Source organism: Pseudomonas sp. S2_A02 (assembly GCF_054668495.1).
This window is the reverse complement of record NZ_CP162776.1, coordinates 5,692,886-5,712,223: the sequence shown is the minus strand read 5'-3', so window position 1 is coordinate 5,712,223 and position 19,338 is coordinate 5,692,886. Positions and strand designations below refer to the sequence as shown.

13 protein-coding genes are annotated in these 19,338 nt (G+C 61.0%); 7 read left to right on the top strand and 6 right to left on the bottom strand.

Annotated elements, in window-relative coordinates; all coding sequences use genetic code 11:
- From AB4O41_RS25990 to AB4O41_RS25970, 5 genes are all read right to left on the bottom strand, one after another.
- Positions 1-3,213, bottom strand: coding sequence for a transporter substrate-binding domain-containing protein (locus tag AB4O41_RS25990; protein ID WP_460145240.1), 3,213 nt, complete (start codon positions 3,211-3,213; stop codon positions 1-3).
- Positions 3,214-3,225: 12 nt separating this feature from the next.
- Positions 3,226-3,846 carry a response regulator gene (locus AB4O41_RS25985; RefSeq protein WP_460145239.1) on the bottom strand — a complete coding sequence of 207 codons (621 nt, stop codon included), beginning with the start codon at positions 3,844-3,846 and terminating at the stop codon, positions 3,226-3,228.
- Positions 3,847-4,000: 154 nt separating this feature from the next.
- Positions 4,001-4,429 carry a response regulator gene (locus AB4O41_RS25980; protein ID WP_460145238.1) on the bottom strand — a complete coding sequence of 143 codons (429 nt, stop codon included), beginning with the start codon at positions 4,427-4,429 and terminating at the stop codon, positions 4,001-4,003.
- 324 nt (positions 4,430-4,753) lie between these two features.
- Complete coding sequence (locus tag AB4O41_RS25975) at positions 4,754-6,091, bottom strand: lysine N(6)-hydroxylase/L-ornithine N(5)-oxygenase family protein (protein ID WP_460145237.1); 1,338 nt, start codon at positions 6,089-6,091, stop codon at positions 4,754-4,756.
- Positions 6,092-6,403: 312 nt separating this feature from the next.
- Positions 6,404-6,886 (bottom strand): sigma-70 family RNA polymerase sigma factor, encoded by a 483-nt coding sequence (locus AB4O41_RS25970; RefSeq protein WP_460145236.1) that lies wholly within the window; start codon positions 6,884-6,886, stop codon positions 6,404-6,406.
- A gap of 301 nt (positions 6,887-7,187) precedes the next feature.
- On the opposite strand from AB4O41_RS25970, the gene AB4O41_RS25965 reads away from it, so the two are divergent.
- From AB4O41_RS25965 to AB4O41_RS25955, 3 genes are read left to right on the top strand one after another with little or no spacing between them, the layout of a single operon-like run.
- Positions 7,188-8,348, top strand: a complete 1,161-nt coding sequence (locus tag AB4O41_RS25965) for an efflux RND transporter periplasmic adaptor subunit (RefSeq protein ID WP_460145235.1) — start codon at positions 7,188-7,190, stop codon at positions 8,346-8,348.
- Entirely contained in the window at positions 8,349-10,322 is a 1,974-nt protein-coding gene (locus AB4O41_RS25960; RefSeq protein ID WP_460145234.1) for a MacB family efflux pump subunit, read from the top strand.
- 7 nt (positions 10,323-10,329) lie between these two features.
- Complete coding sequence (locus AB4O41_RS25955; RefSeq protein ID WP_460145233.1) at positions 10,330-11,724, top strand: efflux transporter outer membrane subunit; 1,395 nt, start codon at positions 10,330-10,332, stop codon at positions 11,722-11,724.
- A 137-nt stretch (positions 11,725-11,861) separates the two neighbouring features.
- Here AB4O41_RS25955 and pvdP read toward each other — a convergent pair whose 3' ends face one another.
- Complete coding sequence (pvdP, locus tag AB4O41_RS25950; protein WP_460145232.1) at positions 11,862-13,487, bottom strand: pyoverdine maturation tyrosinase PvdP; 1,626 nt, start codon at positions 13,485-13,487, stop codon at positions 11,862-11,864.
- Positions 13,488-13,789: 302 nt separating this feature from the next.
- On the opposite strand from pvdP, the gene pvdM reads away from it, so the two are divergent.
- The 4 genes from pvdM (at position 13,790) to AB4O41_RS25930 (ending at position 19,226) form a co-directional block, all read left to right on the top strand.
- Positions 13,790-15,160 carry a pyoverdine-tailoring dipeptidase-like protein PvdM gene (gene pvdM, locus AB4O41_RS25945; RefSeq protein WP_460145231.1) on the top strand — a complete coding sequence of 457 codons (1,371 nt, stop codon included), beginning with the start codon at positions 13,790-13,792 and terminating at the stop codon, positions 15,158-15,160.
- Positions 15,157-16,443, top strand: coding sequence for a pyoverdine-tailoring periplasmic protein PvdN (gene pvdN / locus AB4O41_RS25940; RefSeq protein ID WP_460145230.1), 1,287 nt, complete (start codon positions 15,157-15,159; stop codon positions 16,441-16,443). Before pvdM ends, pvdN begins: the two co-directional genes overlap by 4 nt.
- A gap of 43 nt (positions 16,444-16,486) precedes the next feature.
- On the top strand, positions 16,487-17,374 hold the full coding sequence (gene pvdO / locus AB4O41_RS25935; RefSeq protein ID WP_460145229.1) for a dihydropyoverdine dehydrogenase: 888 nt from the start codon (positions 16,487-16,489) through the stop codon (positions 17,372-17,374).
- Between the two features lie 202 nt (positions 17,375-17,576).
- Positions 17,577-19,226, top strand: coding sequence for a cyclic peptide export ABC transporter (locus AB4O41_RS25930; protein ID WP_460145228.1), 1,650 nt, complete (start codon positions 17,577-17,579; stop codon positions 19,224-19,226).
- Positions 19,227-19,338 lie beyond the last annotated feature (112 nt).

Genomic DNA, 19,338 nt, shown 5'->3' with positions numbered 1-19,338 from the left:
CTAGCCTTGGCTCAAATGCTCGTCCAACGATGACATCGCGTCCTTCAATTGGTCGATAGCTGCATCAACCGCCGCCGGGTCATCTTTGTCGATAACATGCTCCAGATGCTCGCAGCTCTTGATCAAGCGTGCCGCCCGGACCATGCGCGCACTGCCCTTGATACGGTGCGCCAGGTCTCGCAGAACATGGCGATTGCCGCGCGCTTGAAGCAGGTTCTCCCGATCAGCCCGATTAGTCACGATCAGTTCGCGAACCAAGTGATCCAGCAGCGTACGGTCCGCACCGACGTACTGCTCCAGGCCACTCAAGTCCATCTCTGCATTAGGTTGCTCTTCGAGCACCTCTGGCAATTCGCTCACAAACCTGGCAGCCAACCATGCCCTCAAATCCGCCAGCAGGATGGGTTTGAACAGGCAATCGTCCATACCTGCCTCCACGCAACGGACTTTTTCCTCGGGCTGCGCATTGGCGGTAAAGCCCAGAATCAGCGTCGGCGGTAATCCCTGGGCGCACTCTTCATCGCGGATTGCCCCCGCCAGTTCATAACCACTGAGTCTGGGCATATTGCAGTCGGTAACCACCAGATCGAACTCATGCTCGTGCCACAGCTCAAGTCCTCGCTCGCCATCCGCAGCCTGCATGACGTGATGCCCCAGATCACACAGTTGCCATGACAATAACAGCCGATTAATCGGGTGATCGTCGACCACCAGAATCGTCAGCGGCGGCGTCGGCGCCTGCAGCCCGCTATCCACTGCCTCAATGGAAGACAACGGTTGCAATGCGATCAGCTCAAGGTTGATGTCCACCCGCGTGCCTTGTCCGAGGACGCTGTCGAGTTGCAACCGGCCGCCCATCATTTCGCACAAAGTGCGGCTGATCACCAGGCCCAACCCGGAGCCGCCGCGAGCAGATTGCCGGTTATTGCTGGCTTGGGCGAACGGGCTGAATAACCGTTGCCGGTCGACGGCGCTGATGCCAATGCCGGTGTCTTCAATGCGCACACTGACCGCCAGATGCCCCGGCGTAACGGGCGTTACCCGCAGCGTCAGGCTGATCTCACCCTCACGGGTGAACTTGACGGCGTTGCTCAGCAGATTGGACAGCACCTGCTTGAAACGGGTGGGGTCGATCAACACGTCGCAGTCGCTGTGCTCATCCAGATCGATGCGCCACGCCAACTCATTCTGCCGTGCAAGGCCTTCGAAAACCCGACACACCGATTCCACCAGCCCCCGAAGATTGGCGCGCCCAGGTGTCAGGAATAAATGCCCGGACTCGATACGGGCGATGTCCAGAATGTCACCGATCAGCGCCAGCAATTGTTGTGCGGCACCGGACGCCAACTCAATGGCGAAACGGTCGGTGACGCCCTCGTCGGCACGTTTGAGGGCCAATTCAAGCATGCCTATCAGGGCGTTCATTGGCGTGCGAATCTCATGACTCATGGCCGCCAGAAAGGTGGTTTTGGCGCGGTTGGCATCGTCCGCCTCGTTTTTGGCGTCCTGCAATTGCTGCAACCATTGCTGGCGCTGGCGGATCTGTCGGCGCTGCCAGGCGATCCAGCCAAAAGCGAACAACAGCAAGGTGCCAGCCACGGCAAAGGCCTGAAAAATACTCTTACGGTGACGCAGCCAATAGCTGTCATCCAGCACCACATCATGACTCCAGCGGGCCACCAGATCGTCCATTTCCTGAGGCGAAATGCTCAGCAATGCCTTGTTCAGAATCGAGTGCAACTCCTGCGCGCCGCGGTGCGTGGCCAAGGCGATTCGGGCGGGTTGATCGCCCACGGTGCTGCTGACGCGCAGACGATCACGGTAATGCCGAGTGATCAGGTAACGGGCGACCATCAATGAACTGAGCGTCGCATCAGCCTGCCCCTTGATCACCCATTCCATACCCTCGGCCGGGCTTTGCACTTCGACCAGGCGCACCTGCGGCGCCCGGGCCTGCATGAACCCGAACAACGGATGACCGCGATAAATCGCCAGGCGTTTACCGGCCAGATCGTCCAGCGTCCTGGGGCTGCCCCTCGTCGTTGCACTGACCAGTACAAATGGATTGCTGAGGTAGGCGCGGGTAAAGAGCAACGTGTCATCACGCTCGGTACTGGGGGTGATCACAGGTAATAGATCGATCTCGCCGTCCTGGAGTTGCTCGATTTGCCGGTCCAGAGAGTGGCCGCGTTGCACCTGAAAGGTCAAACCGCTGCGTTGGCTGATCAGCGTCAGCAACTGGGCCGTCAACCCGCTGAGCCGGCCTTGGGCATCGTAGAACGTCAGCGGGGCAAAGTTGTCGATCGCGCCGACAGTGACCGTCGGATGCCGGTCCACCCAGCGTTGTTCACCGGGGCTCAAACGCACCGGCTGTTGACCCGCTGTATTGGCCCTGCCGGCACTCCAACGCACCTCGATGACCGCGCGCTGGTCCATCGGAATCGCCGCCAGAGCCTTGTCGATGATGCTTTTGAGACGCGGATTGTCCTTCGCCAAAGCGAAGCCGAACGGATTGGCATCCAGACCGGAAGGCCCCGCCAGATGGACATTGTTGAGGTAGTTATTGTTGATCAGGTAATTGGCGCTGATGAAGTCGCCGAGGTACACATCGTCCGGCCCGAACGCTACCGCTCCGAGCGCGTCGAGTGCCGAGGGATAGCGCTGCAAGGTCGCGTCGGGATAGAAGGCCTCCACCGTCTGGGCTGACAAATAGTCTTCGACCATGGCGATACGTTTGCCGGCAAGATCGACAGGCATTCGCTCGTCCAGTCGAGTGACCAGCATCGGCTGATCTTCGGCATAGGCTCGGGACCGGGTCAGCGCGGGGTCAGTCGCTTCGAAGTTGTTCGAGGTTCCGAGCAGATCCAGCTCATGGCGTTTGAGGGCGTCCATGGCGGCTTCACGGGTGGCATAACGCAGCACGTCGATTTTGACATGCAGCAGTTGCCCCAGCAGCTCGGCGTAATCGGCCGTGATGCCCTCCAGCTCATCGCGGTGGCGCGTCACTTCGAACGGCGGGTAATCCGCCCCCGTTACCCCCAGACGCAGGACCCGCTTATCGCGTAGCCATTGCCAGTCTTTTTCATCCAGCTTGACCTGAGAACCCTCCACCGTGGAGCGACCCAGCAGGTGCAACCGCTGCGACTCGTCGGCCATCGCCGCGGCTAATTGCGTTAAAAGGCTCAGTGCCAAGGCCGACAGAAATATGCGCATGATCGGGGTCATTCAGATCAAGCTATTACGCTTGGCGAAGTCTCGCAGGTGCACCGCTGCGTTCACCCCGAGCTTTTCGATCAAGCGCGTCTTGTAGGTGCTGACCGTCTTGTGGCTCAAGTGCATAAGCTCGCCGATCGCTTTGTTGGTCATACCCCGGGCCAGGTATTGCAGGATCGTCAGCTCACGGTTGGAGAGTTTGTCGATCATCTGTTTTTCGCTGTGTTGCAGAGGGTTCTGCGAACCAGAAGGCAGTCGTGTGAAATAGGTGTAACCGGTCATCACCGCATGCACGGCCTTTTGCAATTGACTCAGGTCGTTGGTCTTGGAGACATACGCCATGGCTCCGGCGCGCATGCAACGCTCTTGAAAAAACAGCGGATCCAGGGATGTGAAAACCAGTACCTGACATGACCAATCACTGGTACTGATCCGGTCCAGAAGCTCCAGCCCATCGCCTTCGGGCATGACCAGATCCAGCACCATCAACGTGGGTGAATGCTCCCGGAGCATCGACAGCGCCTCGCTACCGCTGGCAGCCTCATGAATCCGTTTGAACCCCTCCTTCTCCAGTACGATTTTGACTGCGGCGCGTACCACCGGATGATCGTCCGCAATCAGCACTGACTTCATGACAACTCCCTGTGCAAAGACCTGACGATTGCGCACGAATGTACGCCGGATAACCACGAACCGGACGCAACGGCTACGCTAAGACCTTTGCATGAAAGGCAGAAAGAATGTACCTGACAGAAATGATAGTACCGACGAACGGTAGTCCCCGAAATCAACCGATCCGTTGCCGATACTGTTCGCGATTCAGTGATGGTGCAGCTTCACACGCAGGCGGATCGATGCGCGTCATCAGTCGTTGAATGGATGCAAAATCCGGGAGCGCATCATGGCTTATCTGAACCTTCTGCTGAAAACCAACAGCAGGGACCTGTACCTGCCGGCCAGCGTAGATCAAGGCGTGACGAACCTGGCGGTTATCGAGGAAGAACCCAGGCAGGTCCAATGCCCCACCTGCCAGAGGGGCATTAATGACGACCAGATCAAAGGGCTCGCAGCCGTACTCGACCAGGATCAGCATATGCGCAAGGCTTTGCACCGGTGCCACCCGGTAATAACCGAGCTGATTGAACAACCGCTCGGTTTTCATTCGATGAAAATGCTGTTCGTCGGCGATCAGGATACGCAAGGTTTTGTTGGTCATCGCGTGCCTCCAGGTCAATGCCTGATGAGTGAGGCGGCAAGACTACGCAAGAGCCATGAAGCGTTCTGTAGGACGTTTCCTAAAATCTGTGTCACTTATCCCTTCAGCATGTGGTTCTCAGGGAACGGGCCGGGTTTCGCCGCGCCGTTGCAGCGCGGAGTTAGTCAGAAGGGTTCAGGATTCAAGATTTGTGGTGCTTTTGAGGGCCTCATCGCGGGCAAGCCCGCTCCCACAGGGATCTTCAGTGAACACCACTTTGGTGATTGAAGATCAAACTGTGGGAGCGGGCTTGCCCGCGATGGCGGCCTGGCAGGCGCCGAAGATTTAGCTGGCAGTGGCCAACAACACATCCATCACCGACCGGCCATGCCCACGCGACTTGCCATGGTCATACAGCGAACCGGCGATTTCATCGGCGCGGATCGGCAGGATTGACAGCAAGGTGTCGCTCAAACCGTGGCTGGCCTGGCAGAAGCCCTGCATGTAAATGCCGGCCTTGCAACGCTCGTCGGTGATCAGTTTGTAGTTGCGATCGACCTCGAAATCACCCAGGTACTGTGCAAGCGGTGCCAGCAGTTTGCGGTGCATCTGACGCTCGTAACCGGTGGCCAGCACCACCGCGTCGTAATGGCGAACCGTGACTTCACCGGTGGCATTGTTGCGCACCGCCAGCTCGATACCGCGCTCGGTGGCGGTGGCTTTTTCGACGGTGGTCAGGGTACGGAACGCATGGCGCGCGATGCCCGAGACTTTCTGCCGGTAGAAGATGCCGTAGATGCGTTCGATCAGGTCGATGTCCACCACCGAATAGTTGGTGTTGTGGTACTCGTTGACCAGACGCTCGCGTTCGCTGCTGGCCTGCTGGAACACCAGGTCGGTGAACTCCGGCGAGAACACTTCGTTGACGAAAGGGCTGTCATCGGCCGGTTTCAGGGCCGAGCCACGCAGGATCATGTCCACCTGCACCGACGGGAAGCTGTCGTTCAGGTCGATAAAGGCTTCCGCCGCGCTCTGCCCGCCACCGATAATCGCGATGTTCATCGGCTGGTTGTTCACGCACGGCTGCGTGGCCATGCGCTCCAGATACTGGGAGTGATGGAACACTCGGCCGTCATCCTTCAGCGCCTTGAACGCTTCAGGAATGCGCGGTGTACCGCCGGCGCTGACCACTACCGAACGGGTGGTGCGCACATGCTGCAGACCTTGCGTATCACGCGAGATCACCCGCAGCGCTTCGACCTGCTGCTGATGCAACACTGGCTCGATGGCCAACACTTCCTCGCCATAGCGGCTCTGCTCGGTAAATTGCCCGGCGACCCAGCGCAGGTAGTCGTTGTACTCCATGCGGCACGGATAGAAGGTGCCGAGGTTGATGAAGTCCACCAGACGACCGTGGTGCTTGAGGTAATTGACGAAGGAATATGGGCTGGTCGGGTTACGCAGCGTCACCAGGTCCTTGAGAAAGGAAATCTGCAGTTCGCTCTGGGTGACCAGGGTATTGCCGTGCCAGCGGTAGTCCGCTTGCTTGTCGAGAAACAGCACATCCAGCTCGCCCTGGCTCGGCCCGCGCTCTTGTAGGGCGATGGCCAGAGCCAGGTTCGAAGGGCCGAAACCGACGCCGATCAGGTCGTGAACGATGGGCGATGCAATTGCCTGTGTCATTTCCAGTGTCCTCTGGATGAACCCCGGACCAGCGGGGATAACGCCTGGGTGACCTGACCGGCCTTGTGCGGCAGCAGATCGTCTGTTGAATAGGAACGAGGACAATGAAAAAAAATTTAACGTAGCCTGACTAAACGGCAATGCCGTTCACTTAAGGCTTGCCTGAATCCTTGTGGCGAGGGAGCTTGCTCCCGCTTGAGTGCGAAGCGCTCACAAAAGAGGCCTGCTGCGCAGCCCAGCGGGAGCAAGCTCCCTCGCCACAGAATCATTTCATCCGCTTAAGTGAACAGCATTACTACTAACCGGCGTCGATCAATGAGCGTCCCACTGACGCATTCGCACCCGGCAATGCTTCATCGCATTGACGATGTGCTTTTCCACCAGCGCCCGGGAAATACCCAGGTGCTCGGCGATTTCCGGGTGCGACAAGCCATCGATCTTGCGCAAAAGAAAACTCTCGCGACACAGGCGTGGCAACTCCGCCAGCGCGCGCTGGAGCATGTCCAGGCGTTGACCGTGATCGAGGCTGTTGTGGGGGGATGGCGTGAAGTAGCGCTCTTCGCTGTCGAGCACGTCCAGGGATTCGACCTGCCGCAAGGCATTGCGTCGGTGGTCGTCGATCACCAGATTGAGCGCGGTGCGATAAAGAAACGCCCGGGGTTGTTCGATCGGCGTCTCACTGGAACGCTCCAGCACCCGCAGATAAGCGTCATGCACCACATCTTCGGCCACCTGACGGTTGCCTAGCTTGGCGTTCAGGAAACTCACCAGCTCGCGATAGTAGTTTTCCAACATGACTCCCAGTCCTTGAGCCAGATCTGCGCCATAAAAGAGATGGCGGCACGATGATGGCAGCGCGCAAGGGGCGTAATTTATAGTAATTCTCATATAGATTTAAAGCACTGGATCCATTTACCTGAGAAATAACCTCATTTGCCGACCTGTAACGCCATGCATCAAGGCTTAAATTCCCGTTCGGGGTTCTCGTTTACAGGACAGCTTCCCGTGTCTGTCGGTCCACCGACAGCGTTCAGCGGCGCCGGTCACTGCCGCGCTCGCCGAGCGACGGGCCGATTTTCACCGGCTGGAACCCCGCATGAAACGTCCCCGCCCTACCCGCCGCGCCCTGTTTGTCGCTCTGTGCCTGATCCCCGCTATGGCCCTGGCCGCCTGGCAAGTGATCCCGCCGGGGCGTGAGAAACTGGCCACCGCCGCCGTGACCCGCGCCGATATCGAAAACAGCGTAACCGCCCTCGGCACCCTGCAACCGCGACGTTACGTCGACGTCGGCGCCCAGGCGTCCGGGCAGATCCAGAAGATTCATGTCGAGGCCGGCGATCAGATCAAGGAAGGCCAATTGCTGGTGGAGATCGACCCCTCTACCCAGAAAGCCAAACTCGACGCCGGGCGCTTTTCCATCGACAACCTCAAGGCCCAGCTACAAGAGCAGCGCGCCCAGCACGACCTGGCACAGCAAAAGTATCAGCGTCAGCAGAACCTCAAGGCCGGCGGCGCGACCCGCGAAGAGGATGTGCAAACCGCCCGCGCCGAAGTGCGGGCGACCCAAGCGCGCATCGACAGGTTCCAGGCGCAGATTCGTCAAGCCCAGGCCAGTTTGCGCAGCGATGAAGCGGAGCTGGGTTACACACGGATCTACGCGCCGATGTCCGGCACGGTGGTCGCCGTCGGCGCCCGGGAAGGCCAGACGCTCAATGCACAACAACAGACGCCGCTGATATTGCGCATCGCCCGGTTGTCACCGATGACCGTATGGGCCGAGGTCTCCGAGGCCGATATCGGCCAGGTCAAACCCGGCATGACCGCCTGGTTCACCACGCTCAGCGGTGGCAGCCGGCGCTGGAGCAGCACCGTGCGGCAGATTTTGCCAGTGCCGCCGCGCCCGCTCGAACAGACGCAGGGCAGCCCCACCAGTGGTCGCAGCGGCAGCGAACGGGTGGTGCTCTACACCGTGTTGCTGGATGTCGACAATGCCGACAACGCCTTGATGACCGACATGACCGCCCAGGTATTTTTCGTCGCCCAGCAAGCCCAGAACGTGCTGACGGTGCCCACCGCGGCCCTGCAAAACGGTACCGCAGCGGATCGCCAAGTGGCGCAAGTGGTGGCCGCTAACGGCGAGGTTCAGCGCCGCGAGGTTCGCACCGGGATCAGCGATCGGTTACGCACGCAGATTCTCGACGGGCTGGCGGAAGGCGATCACGTGCTGAGTGCTCCGCTCACCGGCAGCGGAGGCTGAATGCAAACGCCCCTGATTGATCTGCGACAGATCCGCAAAGCCTATGGCGGTGGTGACAGCCCCTTGGTGGAAGTGCTGCGTGGCATCGACCTGTCGATCCATGCTGGCGAATTTGTCGCCATCGTCGGCGCTTCCGGCTCCGGCAAATCGACCCTGATGAATATCCTCGGCTGCCTCGACCGCCCCACCCGCGGCGACTATCTGTTCGCCGGGGAAAACGTCGCGGGCCTGGGCAGTGATGAACTGGCGTGGCTACGGCGCGAGGCCTTCGGCTTCGTGTTTCAGGGTTACCACCTGATCCCGTCCGGATCGGCCCAGGAAAACGTCGAGATGCCAGCCATTTATGCCGGCACCCCGGCGGACGAACGCCATGCCCGCGCGGCGGCCCTGCTCGAGCGCCTCGGCCTGGGTTCGCGCACCGGCAATCGTCCACATCAGCTCTCCGGCGGTCAACAGCAACGGGTATCGATCGCCCGCGCCTTGATGAACGGCGGCCACATCATCCTCGCCGACGAACCCACCGGCGCCCTCGACAGCCACAGCGGCGCCGAAGTCATGAGCCTGCTCGATGAACTGGCCAGTCAGGGGCATGTGGTGATCCTGATCACCCACGACCGCGAAGTGGCCAAGCGTGCCAACCGGGTCATCGAAATCCGCGACGGTCTGATCATCAGCGATACCGCCACACATCCTTCGGATGCCCCGCGTACGGTCCGCCCCGGTGCGCTGCAAGCCGTGGACCTGCGTCAACGCCTGAGTGCCGGCAGCGAAGCCAATGGCGCCTGGAAAGGCGAACTGGTGGACGCGGTTCAGGCGGCCTGGCGCGTGATGTGGATCAACCGCTTCCGCACCGCCCTGACGCTGCTGGGGATTGTCATTGGCGTCGCGTCGGTGGTGGTGATGCTGGCGGTGGGCGAAGGCAGCAAGCGGCAAGTAATGGCGCAGATGGGCGCCTTCGGCTCCAACATCATTTACCTCAGCGGCGCAGCGCCCAATCCGCGTACGCCGCCCGGGATCATTACCCTCAACGACGTCGCCGCGCTCGCCAATCTGCCCCAGGTGCAGCGGATCATGCCGGTCAACGGCTCGACGGCCGGTGTGCGCTTCGGCAACGCCGATCACACCGCCTATGTGGGCGGCAACGACACCAACTTCCCGAGTATTTTCAATTGGCCGGTGGTTCAGGGCGGCTATTTCACCCAGGCCGATGAAGACAGCGCCGCCGCGGTCGCGGTGATCGGCCACAAGGTCCGGGAGAAGCTGTTCAAAGACCTGAGCGACCCGATCGGCCAGTACATCCTGATCGAAAACGTGCCGTTTCAGGTGCTCGGCGTGCTGGCCGAAAAAGGCTCCAGCTCCGGCGACTCCGACAGCGATAACCGCATCGCCGTGCCCTACTCGGCCGCCAGCGTGCGTCTGTTTGGCAGCCGCAATCCGGAATATGTGGTGATAGCCGCCAAGGATGCGCGCAAGGTCAAGGAGGCCGAGCAGGCGATTGAACAAACGATGCTGCGCGAGCACAAGGGCACGCGTGATTTCGAGCTGACCAACAACGCCGCCATGATCCAGGCCGAGGCCCGCACCCAGGGCACGCTGTCATTGATGCTTGGTTCGATTGCGGCGATTTCGCTGCTGGTCGGCGGCATCGGCGTCATGAACATCATGCTGATGACGGTGCGCGAACGCACCCGGGAAATCGGTATTCGCATGGCCACCGGCGCCCGTCAGCGCGACATCCTGCGCCAGTTTCTCACCGAGGCGGTGATGCTTTCGGTGGTCGGCGGTGTCGCCGGGATCGGTCTGGCGCTGTTGGTCGGTGGCGTGCTGCTGCTGAGCAATGTCGCGGTCGCGTTCCAGTTGATCGCCGTGCTCGGCGCCTTCGGCTGCGCCCTGGTCACCGGTGTCATCTTCGGCTTCATGCCTGCCCGCAAGGCTGCCCGGCTCGATCCGGTCACGGCCCTTACCAGTGAATGATCGACCTATGAAAGTGCCCCTGACCCTTCTGGCCGCCAGCCTGTTGCTGGCCGCCTGCAGCAACCCTGCGCCGCGCCCCGACAGCGGCCTGCAACCACCCGCCGCCTGGCAATCGCCGAGCACCGCGGCCGCAGCACACAGCAATCGGCAATGGTGGATGCAGTTCGGCAGTCCACAACTGAATCGCCTGATCGAACAGGCCCGCGTGGGCAGCCATGACCTGGCTGCCGCCGTCGCCCGGGTGCAGCAGGCCCAGGCCAGCGCCGCCATCGCCGGCGCCCCGTTGCTGCCCGAACTCAAGGCCGGCCTCAACGCCAATCGCCAACGTTTGCTGCATGGCAAGGGGTATAGCCAACTGGACGTCAGCCCCGATAATCGCTCGCTGAATTATTACGATGCAGAGCTGAGCGCCAGTTACGAAATCGATTTCTGGGGCGGCAAACGGGCGGCCCGGGACAGTGCCCTGCTCGGCTTGCAGGCCAGCGAGTTCGATCGGGCCACCGTGGAGCTGACCTTGCAAAGCGGCGTGGCCAACAGCTACACCCAGGCCCTGTCGTTACGTGAGCAGCAGCGGATCGCCGAGCTGAACCTGGCCAACGCCCAAAGCGTTTTGCGATTGGTGCAGACCCGTTACGACGCCGGCAGCGCCACCGCACTGGAACTGGCGCAGCAAAAAAGCCTGGTGGCCGAACAGCAACGCAAACTGCCGCTGGTGCAGCAACAAGCCCGGGAAGCGCGGATCACCCTCGCCGCCCTGCTCGGCCAACCGGTGCAGGCACTGACGCTGACAGAGCAGCCGTTCGATCAATTGCATTGGCCGGAAATTGCCAGCGGCGTACCCAGTGAACTGTTGAGCCGCCGCCCGGACATCGCCAGCGCCGAAGCCAAACTCGCCGCCGCCCAAGCCGATGTGACCGTCGCCCGCGCGGCGATGCTGCCCACCCTGACGCTCACCGCCAGCCTGGGCACCGGCGCGGACCTGGCTTCAGATTTGTTGCGCACCACCTTTTACAACCTGTCCTCGGGACTGGTGGCGCCGGTTTTCAACAATGGCCGCCTCAGCGCCGCCCGCGACAAAGCCACGGCGCGTCAACAGGAACTTCTGGAAACCTATCGCGGGGCAATCATCAATGGCTTCGCCGATGTGGAAAAAGCCCTCAACAGCATTCATGGGCTGGACGAACAACGTCAGTGGCAAGGGGAAGAATTGAGCCAGGCGCAGAGCGCTTTCGACATCGCCCAGAGCCGTTACCAGGCCGGTGCCGAAGACCTGCTCACGGTGCTGCAAACCCAGCGCACGCTGTATGCCGCCCAGGATATGAATGTGCAGCTGAGATTGTCGCGGTTGCAGGCCAGTATTGCGCTGTACAAGGCGTTGGGTGGGGGGTGGCAGGTGCTTTAGTTCAGTGTGAGTTTGATATCGCCTTCGCGAGCAAGCCCGCTCCCACATTAGGTCTGCGTCGTACACAAACCTTGTGCTCGATGAAGATCAAATGTGTGCGGGCTTGCTCGCGAAGAACGATAACGCGGTCTATCTGATTAAACCGGCCATCCCTTGACCTTCAAATGCCGCGCATACCATGGCCGTCGTGGCACTTTGCGCAACAGGTCACTCATGTTGTCTTCATCGCCAAAGGTGATGCGCAACGCCAGCTTCATGGTTTCGGGGTCCATTTCCACCGAGCGCCCCGTTTGCAGGCCCGGGGTCGTGCTGCAACCGTGGGTGTCCGGGCCGAGCCACGGGTCGTCCACTTCCACCCAACGCCCCGGCGCAAACCACGGCACGCCATTGACCTCCAGGCGGCTCAGCTCGCCCGGGTGAAAACGCTCATGGGCGCGGAACCAGTCTTCGATGCGATCGTCGATCCAGCCGTGGAAACGCCAGAACACCGGGTTGACGTGGGACGAAAACGGATCGCCGAGAAAATCGTTTTCCGGGGCATACCAGCGCGCCGCGAAGTCGGCCTGATCCCGGGCCATCGGCACCGGTATCTCGTTGGACGGGTCCCGGGCCACCGACGCCCAGCGCATGTGCAACCAGTCGTGCAGGCCCAGTTCGACCTCCGAGCCGAACTGGCCGAGGGTCAGTTTCGACAGGTAACGCGGATCGCAGTACTGCGACTCCCAGACCTGGAAGTTGCTGTGATAGGTCTCTGCGGCTTTGATGTCACTGACCCACTTGGTGTATTCGTCATCGCCCTCGGTCAACCAGGTTGGCGGCAAGGCATTGCCATCGTGATTGTCGAAATAGCGCGCGAAGCCCTGGCGATCACGCTCGAGTTCCGGCTGCGGCAAGGGGAACGCCGGCCATGAAGGTAAATCCTGCATGGACCGGGCGATGCCGAGCATGTGCCGGTGCATGAAGAAAAAATCGATGCCCGAGCCGTTTCGGTCCTTGCGCGGCCCGCGGGCATCACGCTCCTTGTCCCGCGGGCCGGGTTGCCAGCCGATACCGCGCAACGCCTCGCGCTTTTTCTCCGAGAGCTTGTGCCATTTGTCCCGGGACGCGTGCCAGAGCTGATGAAACAATCGATGCTCGGGGGACACCAGCCACGCCAGAAACGCCGGGTTGAGGGCGGTTCGCTCCCGCGCTTCGGGAAACCGGCGCTTGATGGCGATAAAGCGGTTATCGAGTTCGGGCAAACCCAATGGGCGATTCAGGCTCAGCACCTGGCCGCTGAACGTGCCGCTGCCGGCGTTACCGAAAGCGGCCCAGACTTCGTCGAGCTTTGCCTTGAATTCATACACCGGCGCCACCAGAGGGGCATTGGTGCGCATCAGCCGCCAGTACAGTTCGGCGCCATTGGCCGGTGCCAGATCGCCGATGACTTGATAGCGCGGCTGGCCTTCCTCGCGCAGGTGAGTGCCGGTGTCCAGGCAACCGCGCAACCCGCGCCCGCGATGGGCAATGTCGAGAAACAGCTCCAGCCCGTCCTGCGGCAAGCCATCAAGCCCGGCATCGCTGCCGACAAAACGAATGTCCCAGACTCCGCGCAAGCTGTCCGCCAGTTGCTGCCCGGCGGTGCTGGCCAGGTCGACCGTGGCCTCCCCCGGCGTGATCGGTTCCTTTTCCCAGGTCAGCTCACGATGTGCATAAAAAGCGGCAGGCACCGCAGCGCTCGTGAGCGCCAGGCCCGCCATGAACCAGCGTCGAGAAATCGTCATTGCCCTACCTGTGTCAGCCATGAAGCAGGCTTTATCCAAACTAGAACGTTTGTTGCCTCTACAAATTTAAATGCGCCCCCTGTAGCTGCCGAAGGCTGCGATCTTTTCGGGGCCACCAGAGATCAAGATCAAAAGATCGCAGCCTTCGGCAGCTCCAAAGGGATCGCATTTCAAATGTAGGAGTTGGCGCAGCCTGCGATCTTTCCAACGGCCACCTAAATTCCTGTGCCGGTCACTCGTCCTTCCCACATAGCAAAGGCCCCTGCGCCTGCACCGGGGCGGCGAACCTGACTGAGATGGCGATGACAAAAACACGTTCGAAAAAGGCTCTGTACCTCGGCCTGCCACTGGCCCTGGCCATCAGTGCCGGCGCAGGCTGGCTGGTCTGGGATTACGGGTTCAAGGACAATCCCGGCTACCCGGTCAAGGTCATGAAACAGGCCACCGAACTGCAGGGGCGGATCCTTTCCTTCGACAGCCATATCACCGTCCCCCTGAGTTTCGGCGCCCACGGCAACGAGGCCGACAAGGACGGTTCCGGGCAGTTCGATTTGATCAAGGCCAACCGTGGCCGACTGTCCGGCGCGGCCCTGACGGTCTTTGGCTGGCCGGAAATGTGGAACGGCCCGAACGCACCGCACAGGCCCACCGACGGTTTCGTCGAAGAAGCACGCAACCAGCAGGAAGTACGCTACAAAATCATCTCCGGCCTGGTGCGCGATTTCCCCAATCAGGTCGGCATCGCCTACACCCCCGACGACTTCCGGCGCCTGCACGGCGAAGGCAAGTTTGCGATTTTCATCAGCATGCTCAACGCCTACCCGCTGGGCAATGATCTGAGCAAACTGGACCTGTGGGCTGCTCGCGGCATGCGCATGTTCGGTTTCAGCTACATCGGCAACAACAGCTGGGCCGATTCGTCACGACCGCTGCCGTTTTTCAACGACTCCCCCGATGCCCTCGATGGGCTATCGGACATCGGCAAACAAGCGGTGCAACGCCTCAACGATTTGGGCGTGATCATTGATGTGTCGCAGATGTCGACCAAAGGCCTGGAACAAGTGGCGCAACTGAGTCGCACGCCGATGGTAGCCTCGCACTCGGCGCCACGGGCTTCGGTGGACATCCCGCGCAACCTCAGCGACAAAGAGCTGCAGCTGATCAAGAACAGCGGCGGCGTGGTGCAGGTGGTCGGCTTCTCGCAATACCTCAAACCGCTGACCCAAGGCACACAGGACAAACTCAACGCCCTGCGCACGCGTTTCGATCTGCCGCCATTGCCCAACCTGGCAATGGCGCTGATGCCGGGCGACGCGATCATCACCGCCTGGTCTGAACAGAAGCTCGGTCAATACGCCAGCGGCCTGTACGCCATTCTTGAGGAAGAACCCAAGGCCACGCTCAAGGACCTCGGCGACGCCATCGATTACACCGTGCGCAAGGTCGGCATCGATCACGTCGGCATCGCTTCGGACTTCAACGACGGCGGCGGCATCAAGGGCTGGGAAAATGTCGGCGAAATCCGCAACGTCACTGCCGAACTGATCCAGCGCGGTTATTCCGAAGCCGATATCGCCAAGCTCTGGGGTGGTAACTTCCTGCGGGTCTGGGAACAGGTGCAAAAAGCCGCGAAGCCCACACTGATTTCTCGCCAGGACACGATCAAGCCATGAGTGACCGTCGGACCTTTCTGAAACAGGCCGGGATCCTCGCCGCCGGCCTGCCGTTGGGTGCCAGCCTCGGCTCACCGGTCGCCGTCGCGCAGATGCAAACCCTGCACCGGGACAAATGGGCGCAATTGCGTCAGTTGTTCGACCAGGACCCGAACTACATCCACTTCGCCAATTTTCTGGTGACCTCCCACCCCAAACCCGTGCGCGAGGCCATCGCCCGTCACCGCGCCGAGCTCGATAAAAATCCCGGGCTAGCCATGGACTGGGACTTGGGTGTGACCGAGCGGCGCGAAGAAAACGTGCGACTCTGGGCCAGCCGGTATTTGCAGGCCAAACCGACCCAGATCGCCCTCACCGGCAGCACCACCGAAGGCCTGGCGATGATTTATGGCGGTGTGCAAGTGCGCCCGGATCAGGAAATCCTCACCACGGTTCACGAGCACTATTCCACGAACAATATCCTGCATTTTCGCAACCAGCGCGATGGCACCCGAGTGCGCAAAATTCAGTTGTTCGAGCAAACACAGTCGATCTCGACCGATCAGGTGCTGGATACCATCAACCGCAACATCCGCCCCGAGACCCGCGTGCTGGGCATGACCTGGGTGCACTCGGGCAGTGGCGTGAAGCTGCCGATCAGCGACATCGCCGGCCTCGTCGATGAACACAATCGCCAGCGCGACGACAAGGACCGGATCGTTTACGTGGTCGATGGCGTGCACGGTTTCGGCGTCGAAGACCTGAGTTTCCCGGCGATGAACTGCGACTTTTTCATTGCCGGCACCCACAAATGGATGTTCGGCCCCCGCGGCACCGGCATCGTTTGCAGCCGCAGCGAAGAACTCAAGTACGTCAGCCCGAGCGTGCCGACCTTCTCCGAAGCCACGACCTTTTCCACCATCATGTCCCCGGGCGGTTATCACGCCTTCGAACATCGCTGGGCCGTGGATGAAGCATTCAAATTGCACCTGGAACTGGGCAAGGCCGACGTCCAGGCGCGCATCCATCAACTCAATAGCTACCTGAAACAACGATTGCTGGAGCAGCCGGGCGTTGAACTGGTCACCCCGGTCGATCCGAAATTTTCGGCGGGCTTCAGCTTCTTCCGGGTCAAGGGTCAGGACAGCGATGCGGTGGCCGCTCACCTGCTGCAAAACCGGATTGTCAGCGATGCGGTCAGCCGCGATGTCGGCCCGGTGATCCGCACCGCGCCGGGCCTGCTGAATACCGAAGCCGAGGTGGACCATTTCATCGACGTGCTGGGCAAAAAGCGCTCCGCGTGAACCCTCGCTGCGAGGCACAGTTTTCCTTTAACCGAGACGACTTATGAAAACGCTGCATATGCCCTCTTCCCTGCGAACCCTATCGACCCTGGCACTGACCGCCCTGCTCGCCGGTCTGCTGCCCGGCGCCGCCCAGGCCGCGAACCCGCCCGCCCCCGGCAAGGTGTTCAAGGACTGCAAGGACTGTCCGGAAATGGTCGTGCTGCCCGCCGGCCGCTACACCATGGGCACGCCAGAGGATGAAGTCGGCCACCAGCCCGATGAAGGTCCGCGGCATGAAGTGACCTTCACCCGCCCTTTCGCCATCAGCCGCTTCCAGGTACTGGCCGGCGAATGGGATGCGTACGTGCGCGCCACCGGCAACACCCCCGCCGACTTCGATGATCGCCCGGGCCGTCGCTGCACCGCCGGAAAACCCAGCTTCAAACAGACTGCGCGCCACCCGGCCGTGTGCATGAGCGTGGCCGAAGCCGAGGGCTACATTGCCTGGCTGTCGAAGAAAACCGGTCATGCCTATCGCATGCCCAGCGAGTCGATCCGTGAGTACGCCGCCCGCGCTGGCAGTACCGGGTCTTTCCCGTTTGCGTTCGATGAAGGCGCCGACTACCAGATCTCCAAAAACGCCAACACCTACGGCGCCGCCGACGGCTACAACTTCACCTCCCCTGCCGGCACCTTCCCGGCCAACGCCTTTGGTGTGTTCGACATGCACGGCAACGTTTATGAGTGGGTCGCCGACTGCTACCGCGAAGACTATGTCGGCGTGCCCAGCGATGGCAGTCCGTGGCTGGAGCAGAACTGCAAACGCCAGGTCATGCGCGGCAACGACTGGGGCGAAGCGCCGGTGTTTTCCCGCTCCGGCAATCGCAACAGCAGCCTGCCCACCAGCAGCGGTGACTGGCTGGGGTTTCGTGTAGTGCGTGAGCTCTGAATCCTTTGTGGCGAGGGGGCTTGCCCCGCTTTTTCGTAGGAGCCAGGCTTGCCGGCGAAGGCGTTCTCAAGGACGCCTTCGCCGGCAAGCCTGGCTCCTACGGGCATTACCGTCTTTAGCCGTTTAAATAAAGTCCCGGACCATTCGTTTTCCTTAAGTACCGGCACTCCCTCCGCACTCCGCATCGAAGCAGGAATCCTCCATGACCAAGCCAACGCGTGGGGCGATCAACGAATTGTTCGCCCTGCTCAAGCCCTTCCGCCTGATCGTCTCTGTGTCCATCGTGCTCGGCATGATCGGTGGCCTGAGCGTCACCGTGTTGCTGGCGACCATCAACAATGCCCTGCACTCCGCTAACGGCCTGACCCGCACCGTGGTGATGATTTTCGCCGGACTGTGCGTGCTGGCGCTGCTGACCTCGATTCTGTCTGACATCGGCACCAACTACGTCGGTCAGCACATCATCGCCAGGCTGCGCAAAGAGCTGGGGGAGAAAGTGCTGTCGGCGCCGATCGACCAGATCGAGCGCTACCGCAGCCACCGGTTGATCCCGGTGCTGACCCATGACGTGGACACCATCAGCGATTTCGCCTTCGCCTTCGCGCCATTGGCGATTTCCCTGACCGTGACCCTGGGTTGCCTCGGCTATTTGGCGATGCTGTCGTGGCCGATGTTTCTGATGATGCTGGTGGCCATCGCCATCGGCACCACCATCCAGGCCATCGCGCGGGCCAAGGGCATGCGCGGTTTCTATGCGGCGCGAGACTCCGAAGACGAGCTGCAAAAGCACTACAACGCCATCGCCGAAGGGGCCAAGGAACTGCGCATCCACCGCCCGCGGCGTCAGCGCATGTTCGTGTCCGGCATCCAGAAGACCGCCGAGAAAATCTGTGACACGCAGATCCGCTCGATCAATACCTTCGTCATTGCCAAGTCGTTCGGCTCGATGCTGTTCTTCGTGGTCATCGGCTTGGCGCTGGCCCTGCAATCGTTCTGGCCCAGTTCCGACAAAGCCGTGATGAGCGGTTTTGTGTTGGTGCTGCTGTACATGAAAGGACCGCTGGAACATCTGGTCAGCACGCTGCCAATCATCAGCCGGGCGCAGATTGCGTTTCGCCGGATCGCCGAGCTCAGCGAACAATTTTCCTCCCCGGAGCCGCACCTGCTGCTGGAGGATCAGGGCCACAAACCCGGCCCGGTCCACAGCCTGGAACTGAGCAACGTGCGTTACGCTTTCCCGCCAGTGGAAGGCAGCGAGCCCTTCCGTCTCGGGCCGGTCAACCTGCGTATCGAGCAAGGCGACATTGTGTTCATCGTCGGTGAAAACGGCTGCGGCAAAACCACGCTGATCAAACTGCTGCTGGGTCTTTACGCGCCCACCGAGGGCGAGATCCGCGTGAACGACCAGCCGATCACCACCCTCAACCGCGATGACTACCGGCAGAACTTCACCACGATATTTGCCGACTATTACCTGTTCGATGACCTGATTCAGGGCGACCGGCAAGTGCCGCAGGATGCCACGCGCTACCTCGAACGCCTGGAGATCGCGCACAAGGTCAGTGTGCGCGACGGCGCGTTCAGCACCACCGATCTTTCCACCGGCCAACGCAAACGCCTGGCGCTGGTCAATGCCTGGCTCGAAGAACGACCGGTGCTGGTGTTCGATGAATGGGCGGCCGATCAGGACCCGACCTTCCGCCGCATTTTCTACACCGAGCTGCTGCCCGACCTGAAGCGCCTGGGCAAAACCATCATCGTCATCTCCCACGATGACCGCTACTTCGACGTGGCCGATCAACTGGTGCGCATGGAGGCCGGCAAGGTCAAAAGCGAACTGCAACCCGCGTAATCGACGAGGCCGTGGCCGATCGGGAAAATAATTTTCCGGTTTGCCGCGGCCTCCTCGTCTTAATGAGATGAATAAGAACCATTACCAACTATACCTGCCAAGGTCTTAACCT